The 11,119-nt window shown below is 58.5% G+C and carries 12 protein-coding genes and 1 tRNA gene; 8 read left to right on the top strand and 5 right to left on the bottom strand.

Going from position 1 to position 11,119, the window contains the following annotated elements; genetic code table 11:
- The 7 genes from IZU87_RS05530 to IZU87_RS05500 all read left to right on the top strand — a co-directional run.
- Window positions 1–182 (top strand): hypothetical protein (locus tag IZU87_RS05530; RefSeq protein ID WP_502711603.1); only part of this gene is annotated, 182 nt, incomplete at its 5' end.
- Window positions 179–766 carry a hypothetical protein gene (locus tag IZU87_RS05525; protein WP_213113929.1) on the top strand — a complete coding sequence of 196 codons (588 nt, stop codon included), beginning with the start codon at window positions 179–181 and terminating at the stop codon, window positions 764–766. The genes IZU87_RS05530 and IZU87_RS05525, both read left to right, overlap by 4 nt.
- Complete coding sequence (locus IZU87_RS05520) at window positions 763–1,677, top strand: DNA cytosine methyltransferase (protein WP_213113928.1); 915 nt, start codon at window positions 763–765, stop codon at window positions 1,675–1,677. The genes IZU87_RS05525 and IZU87_RS05520 overlap by 4 nt, the downstream gene beginning before the upstream one ends.
- Before the next feature lie 272 nt (window positions 1,678–1,949).
- Window positions 1,950–3,104: a DNA cytosine methyltransferase gene (locus tag IZU87_RS05515; protein ID WP_213113927.1), complete on the top strand. Its 1,155-nt coding sequence runs from the start codon at window positions 1,950–1,952 to the stop codon at window positions 3,102–3,104.
- A complete protein-coding gene (locus tag IZU87_RS05510; RefSeq protein ID WP_213113926.1) occupies window positions 3,101–4,039 on the top strand; it encodes a DUF4928 family protein in 939 nt (312 codons plus the stop codon). The genes IZU87_RS05515 and IZU87_RS05510 overlap by 4 nt, the downstream gene beginning before the upstream one ends.
- Before the next feature lie 71 nt (window positions 4,040–4,110).
- Window positions 4,111–4,443, top strand: coding sequence for a J domain-containing protein (locus IZU87_RS05505; RefSeq protein ID WP_213113925.1), 333 nt, complete (start codon window positions 4,111–4,113; stop codon window positions 4,441–4,443).
- 2 nt (window positions 4,444–4,445) lie between these two features.
- Window positions 4,446–4,682: a helix-turn-helix transcriptional regulator gene (locus tag IZU87_RS05500; protein ID WP_200019334.1), complete on the top strand. Its 237-nt coding sequence runs from the start codon at window positions 4,446–4,448 to the stop codon at window positions 4,680–4,682.
- Here IZU87_RS05500 and IZU87_RS05495 read toward each other — a convergent pair.
- The 4 genes from IZU87_RS05495 to IZU87_RS17875 form a co-directional block, all read right to left on the bottom strand.
- Window positions 4,679–5,908 carry a tyrosine-type recombinase/integrase gene (locus IZU87_RS05495; protein WP_213113924.1) on the bottom strand — a complete coding sequence of 410 codons (1,230 nt, stop codon included), beginning with the start codon at window positions 5,906–5,908 and terminating at the stop codon, window positions 4,679–4,681. The two genes, IZU87_RS05500 and IZU87_RS05495, sit on opposite strands and share 4 nt — an antisense overlap.
- Before the next feature lie 164 nt (window positions 5,909–6,072).
- Window positions 6,073–6,146, bottom strand: a tRNA-Gly gene (locus tag IZU87_RS05490).
- 158 nt (window positions 6,147–6,304) lie between these two features.
- A complete protein-coding gene (locus tag IZU87_RS05485) occupies window positions 6,305–7,345 on the bottom strand; it encodes an adenosine deaminase (protein ID WP_349305162.1) in 1,041 nt (346 codons plus the stop codon).
- 202 nt (window positions 7,346–7,547) lie between these two features.
- Window positions 7,548–7,682 (bottom strand): hypothetical protein, encoded by a 135-nt coding sequence (locus tag IZU87_RS17875; RefSeq protein WP_283248874.1) that lies wholly within the window; start codon window positions 7,680–7,682, stop codon window positions 7,548–7,550.
- On the opposite strand from IZU87_RS17875, the gene IZU87_RS05480 reads away from it, so the two are divergent.
- Window positions 7,681–8,748, top strand: coding sequence for a Bug family tripartite tricarboxylate transporter substrate binding protein (locus tag IZU87_RS05480; protein ID WP_213113923.1), 1,068 nt, complete (start codon window positions 7,681–7,683; stop codon window positions 8,746–8,748). The genes IZU87_RS17875 and IZU87_RS05480 overlap by 2 nt on opposite strands.
- A 176-nt stretch (window positions 8,749–8,924) precedes the next feature.
- Here the strand turns inward: IZU87_RS05480 and IZU87_RS05475 are convergent, their stop codons facing one another.
- On the bottom strand, window positions 8,925–10,583 hold the full coding sequence (locus IZU87_RS05475) for an MFS transporter (RefSeq protein WP_213113922.1): 1,659 nt from the start codon (window positions 10,581–10,583) through the stop codon (window positions 8,925–8,927).
- Window positions 10,584–11,119: the final 536 nt, after the last annotated feature.

The raw sequence follows: 11,119 nt of genomic DNA, 5'->3' as shown, positions 1-11,119 counted from the left end.
ATCGCCGCCACTTGCCTGGCGGCTTTCTTTTACCTGCTCGCCGGTGGCTGGCTCGACACGCTGCTCACCAAGGGAGAGTGACCATGCTCTATCTGTTCCTCATAGGCGGCGCGCTCATCGTCTTGGCGCTTTGGGGAGCAGGTGCCATGGACAGCATATTGAAAGAGGACAAGCGCCAATGACCCGCGATCAACTGATGGAAAGCCTGCTTCACCTCCCTCACCCGTGGCCGCGGCCCGAGACGGACTGCAGCCTGCCGACCGACAACGGCCACGGCGATCTCGAGGGCTGGATCAAGGGCCCGACCAACAACGAATGGCACTACGCATGGATCGGCGCCCATGAGCGCCGCATCATCATCACCCGGGAACAATGGGAAGAGGCGCTGCTGGCACACGTCCAACATCTCGAGCGACCAGTCAGCGAGGCGGACGACCCCAAGACTTGGGATGGTGAAGGCCGGCCGCCAGTGGGAAGCACAGCGCTGTTCGAGTCAGATCATGTCGGTTGCACAGAAGTCACGGTGATTGGCTATACAGTGCGCGGCACCGGTGTGGTGGTCGAAGACAAGCGTTGCGGCATTGAAGTGTGCGCTCAATCTGAGCTACGTCCCATCCGCAGCGATCGTGAGACGGCGATAGAGGACATGAAGCAGATCACCAAGGCCGCGGCTGACGCTCATAAGCACGAGTTGCACGGGGCACTGTCGGAAGAGTACCTGCTGGGCGCGCTCTACGACGCAGGCCATCGGAAGGTGAAGCCATGAACGTCATCGACCTCTTCGCCGGTGCCGGTGGATTCAGCACCGGCGCCAGTATGGCCGGCTGCAACGTGGCCTGGGCCGCCAACCATTGGCCGGATGCTGTCGAGTGGCACAGCCGCAACCATCCGGACGCAGCGCATATCTGCCAGGACTTGCATCAGGCAGATTGGAGTCAGGTACCCGCGCATGACCTGATGCTGGCGTCGCCCTGCTGCCAGGGCCACAGCAAGGCGCGAGGCAAGGCCAGCGGTAACCCTCAACACGATGCCAGCCGCTCGACTGCCTGGGCAGTGGTATCAGCTGCCGAGTATCACCGGCCACCAGCCATCCTCGTGGAGAACGTCCCCGAGTTCCTCGATTGGCAGCTCTACCGCCCCTGGGTTCTGGCCATGCAGGCACTGGGCTACGCCGTCAGCCCGCATGTAGTAGACGCCGCGGATCTCGGCGCCCCACAGAACCGCATCCGCATGTTCCTGGTACTCACCCAGTCCGCCCAGCCGCTCAAGCTGAACCTGCCGACACTCGATCACCTGCCGGCCGCCAGCTTCATCGACTTCGAGTCAGGCCGCTGGCAGCCCATAGAGAAGCCCGGGCGGGCCGCCGCTACCCTGGAGCGAGTTCGCGCTGGCCGTGCCACCCACGGAGACCGCTTCCTGATCAGCTACTACGGCAACACCAAGACAGGACGCTCGCTGGATCGCCCCATCGGCACCATCACCACGCGCGATCGGTGGGCCATCGTCGATGGCGACCGCATGCGCATGCTCAGCCGGTGGGAATGCCGGTCGGCCATGAGCTTCCCCGACACCTATCAGCTACCGGACAACCACCGCCTCGCCGTGCATCTGCTCGGCAACGCGGTCTGCCCTAGCCCGGTCAGCCACATCATCAAGGCTCTGCAGCAAGCGGTGTGAAAACATAGCTAGGTAAGTAGACCTCGAGGGCGTTAGACGCTGCACCATTGTGGCGCCATAATGGCGCCCATGAAAAAATCACACGCTAGCTCAACATACCAATGCTTACAAAGAATCAACCTGCGCCTAACGCCGGAGATATTGGAAGCAATCGATTATGAATGTGAATGCCGTGCAGGCTGTGTTTCACGTAATACTTGGATAGTAGAAGCAATCCAAGAAAGACTGAATAACAAACAGCAGCTCAGCATCAGCAGTAAGATGGGGGAATAATGAGCACTTTTTATGAATTTTTCGCTGGAGGCGGCATGGCTCGCTCTGGATTAGGTCCAGACTGGGAGTGCCTTTTTGCCAATGACCTTGATCCCAAAAAGGCTTCTAGCTATTCCCTAAACTGGGGTGATGAGCATCTAAAAGTCGGTGATGTTTCCGAACTGAAAACAAGTGATTTACCTGGAGTAGCAGACTTGGCCTGGGCATCTTTTCCATGTCAAGACTTATCTCTCGCAGGTAATGGGGCTGGTCTTAAAGGTGAAAGATCTGGTACTTTTTGGCCATTTTGGAAATTAATGACAAGCTTGTCAGAAGGGGAACGGGCTCCCCATCTTATTGCGTTAGAAAATGTATGTGGTGCCCTGAGTTCTCATGAAGGCAAAGACTTTGCCACAATTTGCTCTGCTTTGGCTCGCGGAGGGTATCGTGTAGGTGCCTTGGTAATTAATGCTTCGCACTTTGTACCTCAGTCTCGCCCACGATTATTTATTATTGCGGCAAAAAAATCGTCTATTTCAATACCAGACTCCTTGTTGTGTAACAAGCCAGAGCTTGTATGGCACTCTCCTGCGTTAGTTGAAGCATACGACAAACTTCCTAAAACCACCCAAAAATCATGGGTTTGGTGGAATATACCTACAGCTACTGAACGCACTACAGTTTTCGCAGATCTAGTGGAAGACAAGCCGAGTGGCGTCAAATGGCATACCGCTGCAGAGACAAAACGTCTTCTCGAATTAATGACTACAGTAAACCTAAATAAGGTTAAAGCAGCCCAAAAGAGCGGAAGTCGTATGGTAGGCACCATATATAGACGCACTCGGACTGATAGCAAGACAGGCGAAAAAATGCAACGCGCTGAAATTCGCTTTGATGATATAGCTGGATGCTTACGCACACCTAGTGGCGGCTCTAGCCGACAGACTATCATGCTGGTAGAAGGGGATCAGGTTCGCTCTCGTCTTCTTTCTCCCCGTGAAGCTGCTAGGTTAATGGGTCTACCGGATACCTATAGACTCCCAGAAAATTACAACCAAGCCTACCACCTAGCAGGAGACGGTGTTGCTGTCCCAGTCGTAAGATATCTTGCGAACCACCTCTTGGAACCGTTACTTTTGGCTAACCGAAACCAAAAGAAAAAGGCAGCAGCATGAGCACGCAGAATCTAAAGGATGACTTAGCAATTTTTAATAAGGACTGGTCCTTTACACGCAAAGGACCTCTATGCGTAGCACTTGCCGTTACACAGCATGCTCGGCAACAAGGTCTACCTCTTGATCCTGACCAACTGCTCACTCCAAGAGGTGGGCAGGTATTGGGCCTGGGTAAAAGAGCTGTACAAAAGGTGCTTAAGCGCCACGGAATCGAGCGCGTACTTGCTTCAGAAGGTGGCAGGACCAGTCGTGGCAGTATCGATAATATGCGCCTCTACGTCGATTTCCTTAACAAACAGGCGGGTCAACGAGAAATCGATCTCGATATTGTAGAAAAGTTCTGGATAGCTCGCGTTCACGACTTCTTCGCAGCAAAGCCGTTCAAACTTCGTCTCGATACATCTCGAAGTTTACGGACGCTGGTTCGCGACATGACAGAACAAGCTGAAGAAAGACAAAAGACTGCACCTGGAATGCAATATGCTGGTGCCGTACTTCAACACTTAATCGGTGCAAAATTAGACTGTGCTTTAGGTGTAGGCAACTTCACCCACAATAGTTTTTCCACTTCCGACTCTCAAACTGGTCGCGCTGGTGATTTCTTTATCGGTGACGTTGCCATTCATGTCACTACGGCTCCTGGCGAAGCTGTTATAGGACGGTGCCAGGATAATATTGATGCAGGACATCGCGCCATGATAGTGACGACTTCAAGAGGAGTGGCAGCTGCTGAGGTCTTAGCGGAAAACGTAGGGCTAGGAGAACGTATAGATATATTTGAAGTTGAGCAGTTTGTAGCATTGAACTTATATGAGCTGGGAAGATTTGCTGCTGCCGGTAGGCGTACTGCGGTCGAGGATGTAGTTACAAGATATAACGAAATAATTGACTCAGTGGAGACGGACCCCAGCCTTAAAATTGACTTTAACAAATAAAGTTATTTAAAAATACCTTAATATAAAAAACCACCTTCTGGGTGGTTTTTTTGTTTCCTCACGGAGGCCAGATGCGTCAGGTGTCGCAAGCAACGTGGGAGCTGCCAGCGCATAGCCCATGCCCTAAGTGTGGTGGCAGCGGCACATTCCATGGTGTCTTCCATCGCTCACCTTGTGCCCACTGTCACGGCACCGGATACGCCGCAGAGGATGGTGAAGCACTACCACTGGAAGACCTGATCGTGATGATCAGCCAACGACGAGATCACTGGCACCGCAAGTACAGATTGATGATGCAGGTGCCCGGTGTGCGTCAGGCCGTGGAGCAATACCAGGCGGCGCGACAGGCAGAGCAAGAACGTGAGGCCATGGGTTATGGCCAAGGTCGATATCAAGGAGACTGAAAATGTCAGATACAGCTCAAGCACTACACAGCGAACACGAGCTCCGCTTCATCACTACCAATGAGCTCATTGAAAAGACCAGCTTGTCACGGTCAAAGCTCTACAAGCTGCGCAATGAAGATCCGGACTTTCCGAAACCCATCAAGCTCGGGAGGGAAGAACTCCGTACCTGCCAGATCCGCTGGGTCGAAAGCGAGATCGATCAATGGATGACCCAGCGAATGGCAACTCGTGGCTAGACAGTCTTGCGTGACAGCTTCTTCAGCACCTTACCATCGCCGGCTTCCAAGGCATCAAGATAGTCGGCGTACCACTGCATCATCTCCCTCCTCTCCTCCAGATACTCAGCCTGGTTATACACGCCCTCGAGTCCTGGGCGCTTGTGAGCCAGCTGAGTTTCTGTCCAGTCTCGGCTCCAGCCATGCTCAGCCAACAATGTCTTGGCGGTATGCCTGGCGCCGTGGCCTGTCATCTTCCGACCATAGCCAATACGCTTGAAGCATCCATTGATGCTCATGTCGCTGATGGTCGGAGCCTCCCCTTGCCCAGGGAATACCCACCTCGACCGTCCGGTCACGGGCTTGAGATCCTTCAAAAGCTGAACAACCTGTTTGGAAAGTGGCACACGATGAGGCCGTCTGGTCTTCATTTTCTCAGCAGGGACACTCCAGATAGCCTCCTCGAGGTCGAGCTCCTGCCACTCTGCCATTCGAACCATCCCGGGGCGTGATGCAGTCAGCATCACAACCCTGGCAGCTGTACGCACATGCAGCGAACTCGTGCTAAGACTCAGCTTGTTCAGGAAGTCCGGAAGCTCGGATTCCATAAGGTGCGGGTAGCGGTCTGCTACAGGCGTCGGCGCCGCTATGGCCATAAGATTGGTCGCGGGGTTGCTGTCTGCCCAGCCGCTTGCAATGGAATAGTCGAATATCTGCTTCAGCCATACTCGACTCTTTTCCGCTGTGTTGTGCGCCTTGCGATCCTCAATATGCTTTTGCAGCTGAGCACACTCCTTGCGCCCCACATCCGTCAGAGGCATGTCACCCAGCATCGGGAGAGCATCATTCTTCATCCAGAGCTGCATGCCAGTGAGCGTCTTGGCTGCTCTCCCCTGGATCTTCTTGTGCTCGAACCAGGCTTTCGATGCCTCACGAAAAGAGACGCCTTGTTGCTGCTGCTCACCATGAATAGGATCAATCCCCTCATCCACCATGGCGGCTACCTCCAACGCTTTGGCTCGCGCACGCTTGGCAGAAACCTTGGGATAGCTACCAGCGCCAACCCACGCCCACTTGCCATCTGAGGGACGCTTGTACCTGACTTCCCACCGCTTGGTGCCGCTGGGCAACACCACGAAATACAGGCGGTCCACACCATAGCTCTCGCGATAGATGCGTTGCTCAGGTTCAAGATTGGCAAGCACGGAATCGGCCAAAGGGCGGCGCTTGATGGCGGTGCGTTTCATGTCGGAGGGGCCTCTTGTATGTTTCTCAAACAACATACACGACAACATACACGAATGATCGGCCTACAGGGGTTTATGGACGCACAACGAAAAACCTCCCGACTGCTAGTTGATAGCAAAATCAGGAGGTTAGAATCAATTTAGAACATCAGGAAATGCCCTATTGGAGCGGGTGAAGGGAATCGAACCCTCGTCTTAAGCTTGGGAAGCTTCTGCTCTCCCATTGAGCTACACCCGCAGGGCGGTGCATTGCGCACGCCAGAACTACATTATACTCAACGACTTAGCGCGGTCAAGCAACATCTGATGGAGCGGTTGCCGCAGGCGGCGTCGTACTGGCGATGTTGGTGGCCAAGCCGTTGATTGCATTCAGTATTCAAGCGCCGGTGATAATTCTCAGGCTGCGCAGCTATCGAGTTGTGCCAGCAGCACGCCACGGCGGGCGTCACTCATGCCGAGACCTTCGGCGCGCTGCGGGAAGGCGGCGTCGATGGCGTTGCGGCACAGGGTAAGCCACTGCGCCTCGCTGAGATTCAGCACTTGCTGCACGGCGATGAAGTTGTCGAGCATGCCGCCGCCGAAATAGGCCGGGTCATCCGAGTTGAGGGTGATATTGAGGCCCGCCTCGATCAGCTTCGGCAGCGGGTGGTCTTCCATGCGCTCCACCACCTTGAGCGCGACATTGGACAGCGGACACACCGTCAGCGGGATACGCCGCTCGGCCAGCTCCGCGACCAGGGCGGCGTCTTCCAGGCAGCGCACACCGTGGTCGATACGCTCCACCCCCAGCACCTCAAGCGCCGTGCGGATGTACTCTGCCGGGCCTTCCTCACCTGCGTGCGCGACACGATGCCAGCCGCGCTCCCCCGCAAGCTGGAAGACCTCGGTGAACTTCTCCGGCGGATTGCCGATCTCGGCGCTGTCCAGGCCGACGCCCACGAAGCGCGATTCAAAGGGAATCAGCGCGTCGAACAGCTCGCGCGCAGACGCCGCGGAATGACAGCGCAGGAAGCTCGGCACCAGCGCCGAGGTGATATCGAATTCCTTCACTGCCTCACGACAGGCGCGCTCCAGCCCCGCGAACTGGGTTTCCAGACTCACGCCACGCGCCAGATGCGCCTGCGGATCGAAGAACAGCTCCAGATGCTTGACGCCATCGGCGCTCGCACGGCGGAAGTAGTCCTGTGCCAGGCGGTAGAAGTGTGACTCGTCGTTCAAGACGCCCATGCCCTGGTAATAGAGCGCGAGGAAGGCAGGCAGATCCGCGAAGTCATAGGCCGCCTCGACCTCTTCCAGGGTGGCGTAGGGCAATGTGATGCCCTGCTCCGCCGCCAGCTCGAACATCAAGGCCGGCGTCAGCGAGCCTTCGATGTGCAGGTGCAGCTCCACCTTGGGCAGGCGGGCGAGAAAGTCGTGCATGCGCGGGGTAAGGGTCATGGCCCGTCTCCTCAATGAAAGGCGGCGGCTGGAAGATCGCGGAGCGCTCACCACAGCCTGATGGCGCAATTCTAGCAATCCCGAGACCACCTTGAGGAGTGACGGCGCGGGAAATGCGATTTCTCTGCGCACTGCCCGCCTGCCGTGCCTTTTCGCGACTCGCCGAAATAGGCTATTTTCGTTCATTCGCACTCTCGCAAGCTCACGACACAAACTCACGACACAGGTTCACCACAACAGTCACGAGCGTGCGACAGCCAGCAACGCCCAGCCCGATGCCGCGCTGACCGACATAACCATAACGATCGACGCTGAACACCAAGGACACGATTGCCATGCACGCCACATCCCCTGCCCGCCATCCCTTCTCACGCAGAAAGCATTCTCGACAGCGCACTGGCGCCCTGCCCGCTGCGCTGCTGCTCAGCCTTGGCCTGCTGGCGCCCTTGAGCGCCAACGCCGCCCAAGAGGAGCAGAACGAACAGACCGACTTCGCCCCGCAGGGCAAGACGGAGTGCATCGCACCCGCCAAGCCCGGCGGTGGCTGGGATTTCACCTGTCGCAGCGTAGCCCGCCTGCTGGATGAGCAGAACCTCATCCCTGCCGGCATGCAGACCCTCAACGTGCCCGGCGCCAGCGGTGGCGTCGCCTTCGCGCATGTGAAGTCCAAGCGCCACGCCGATGAGCAGGTCATCGTCGCCGCCTCGAGCGCGACCACCACCCGCCTGGGCCAGCATGCCTATCAGGACGGCAAGGTCGACGACGTGCGCTGGCTGATGACTCTCGGCGCCGACTACGGTGTGATTGCCGTGGCCGAGGACTCGCCCTACCAATCGCTGAACGAGCTGCTGGCCGCCATGCAGGCAGACCCCAAGGCGGTGCGCTTCGCCGGTGGCGATGTCGCGGGCGGCTTCGATCACCTCAAGGTGCTGATGGCGGCGCGTGAGGCGGGCATCGACAATCTACGCGCCCTGCCATATCTCGCCTACGACTCAGGCTCCGTCGCCATCACCCAGGTGATGGGCGGCCACCTGGAAGCCTTCACCGGCGACATGACCGAGGCCCGCGGCTTCGTCGAATCTGGCCATCTGCGCCTGCTGGCAGTGTTCAGTGAAGAGCGTCTGCCCGGCCAGTACAGCGACATCCCCACCGCACGTGAGCAGGGGATCGATGTGGTCGCGCCCAACTGGCGCGGCTTCTACCTGCCGGGTGGCGCATCGGATGCCGCCTTCGACTGGTGGGAGCAGACCCTCAACCGCATGGCCGAGACGCCCGAGTGGCAGCAGGTGATGCAGGCCAATGGCCTGATGCCGTTCCACAAGTCCGGCAAGGCGTTGGATCGTTTCATCACCCAGCAAGTCAGCGATGTCGAGCAGATGTCGCAGGAGCTGGGCCTGCAGTGATCGACTGAAGCACTGAGATACTGGCTCTCTGAGGCCCTTGAGCCCTGAGCCCTGAGCGCTGCGCTCGCCCGGCAAACGCTCAAGACTGGCAAAAGCTCATGGCAGCCCCAAAAAAGCCGCCACCCCGTTTGCCGGGGTGGCGGCTTTTGGCTACTGACTGGTTCTCTTCAACGACCTCAGGGCATGGAGGGCCACGGCCCCTTGGGCGGCTGATGTTCGGAGTCAAACTGATAGGGCGATTGCGGGTCGCGCTCTTCGTGCGGCTCAGAATCTCTCTCTGAATCTTTCTGTGAGCGAGGCTCTGTTTCCGTTGCCGGCGCTGCTTCTGTCTCAGTTGTCAGCTCCGCTCCCGGCAACAGCTCGGACAACAGTTCCGTCTCGAACGCGATTTCCGTGTCAGCATCAGCCTCGAGCAACGGCTCTGCCACGTACTCGTGATCCGGCTCCACCAGCTCCGCCTCCTCCAGCGGCGCGACGTTGGCCTCGAACGCCTCATCCAGCGCCTCTTCCAATGCCTCCTCGAAGGCTTCTTCCAGCGCGACCTCGAAGGCCTCTTCCTGCGCCGCCGCCTCAGCGGCCTCGGCGGCCAGCTGCTCATCCTCGGCGTGTTCATGCGCCCATTCCACCGCCACCTCGACCGCCATCGGTGACGCCGTCGGCAGGATGTTGAGGTAACTGTCGGTCTCCTCGACCGGCACCATCTCGCGTTGGGTGATCTGATAGAGCGCATACAGCGAGATGGCCACGAAGGTGGTCGCCAGCACCAGCCAGAAGGCGTAGGGGTCCATCACCTCCATCGCGCCACCTGCCGCCAGCGGCCCGACGATGGCGCCCAGCCCGAAGGCGAACACCAGCCCGCCGGAGGCGCCCGGCATCTCCTCGGCCGTCAGCGAATCATTGGTGAAGGCCAGCAGCAACGCATACAGCGGTGTGGTCACGCCCCCGGCAAAGAAGGCCGAGGCAATCAACGGCCACAGCGCATCGCCCGCCATCCAGCCGAACAGACATGAGCCTGCCCCGGCGGCGGACAGGCCGCAGATGAGCACGCGGCGGTCCATGCGGTCCGACAGCCAGCCGATCGGGGTCTGCAACACCAGTGCACCGGCGAACAGCATGGCGATGAACAGAGCGATATGTGAGCCCGACAGGCCCACCTGGGTGCCAAAGACCGCGCCCATCCCCGACTGGGTCGCATAGACACTGCCGAGCAGGAAGATGCCGATGGCGCCCAGCGGTGACGCCTTGAACAGTTTCGCGAACGACATGGCCCGCGACACCTCGACCACCGGAGCCACGGCCGCCGACAGCAGAATCGGCCCGAAGGAGATCGACACCAGGATGGAGGCACAGATGAACAGCACCGAGGTCGCGGCATCGCCCAGCGTCAACAGACCCTGCGCGCCGATGATGCCCAGCGTCTGCGCCATCATGTAGGCCGACAGCACCTTGCCGCGCGTCTCGTTGCTGGCGGCCGCATTCAGCCAGCTTTCCGCCGTGACATAGATGCCCGACATGCAGAAGCCGATCAGCAGACGCAGCAGCGTCCAGGCCCAGGGTTCGGTCAGCAGTGGCAAGGCGATCAAGGCCGCCGAGATGAAGCTGCCCAGCGCCGCGAACACCCGCACATGCCCGACTCGCTGGATCAGCACCGGCGTATAGCGCGCGCCGGAGAGAAAGCCCACGAAGTAGCCCGAGGTGACGATCGCCAGCTCCGCCGAGGAGAAGCCCTCGATGCCGCCACGCAGACCGATCAGCGTGAAGTGCATGCCATTGCCGAGCATGATCAGCACGATACCCAGCAACAACGCCCACACACTGCCCAACACCTTGGCCATGAGTCTTCTCCCCTCCCCTGTCCCCTTGCACGATTGCCGATGGCACCCGGTCAGCACGCAGTCTGGCCACCGGCTACACGCTAGACCAAAGCCCAATGGCCACGCTTCTGCTGCAACGCCGCATAACGTTTCAAACACGACAAGCAAGCCATGACGCCCGTGAACGCACAGCTCACGCAGGCGACGCAAGCGCCCCGCTCGGGCGTGCCGGGAGAGGCGCGAGGGAGGCATGCAAGAGCAGCGAGAGAGAAACAAGAGAGGAGTGAGAGAGAAGCAAGAGAGGGGCAAGAAAGGAGAAAGAGAGCGCCAGACAGCGCCAGATTCCGACACGACACCCCGCCGGATCATTCACAAAAATGCACCGCAAAGGTGCGCAAATACGCCTTTCGACCAAGGTCGGTGCGACGAATGGGTATCTTGCGAGCCATCGGGCGGCAGTCTAATTTCACCATACAGAATAAAGTTCCGCCTTACAGAATTGTAAGGTTGCTGTCAGGTTCGCGGCTGCAGGGCGAGCCTCTCGCTCAGCCGCTGCC

Origin of the sequence: Cobetia sp. MC34, from assembly GCF_018340035.1 — a bacterium.
GTDB lineage: Bacteria > Pseudomonadota > Gammaproteobacteria > Pseudomonadales > Halomonadaceae > Cobetia > Cobetia amphilecti.
This window is presented reverse-complemented; position numbering and strand designations above follow the sequence as displayed.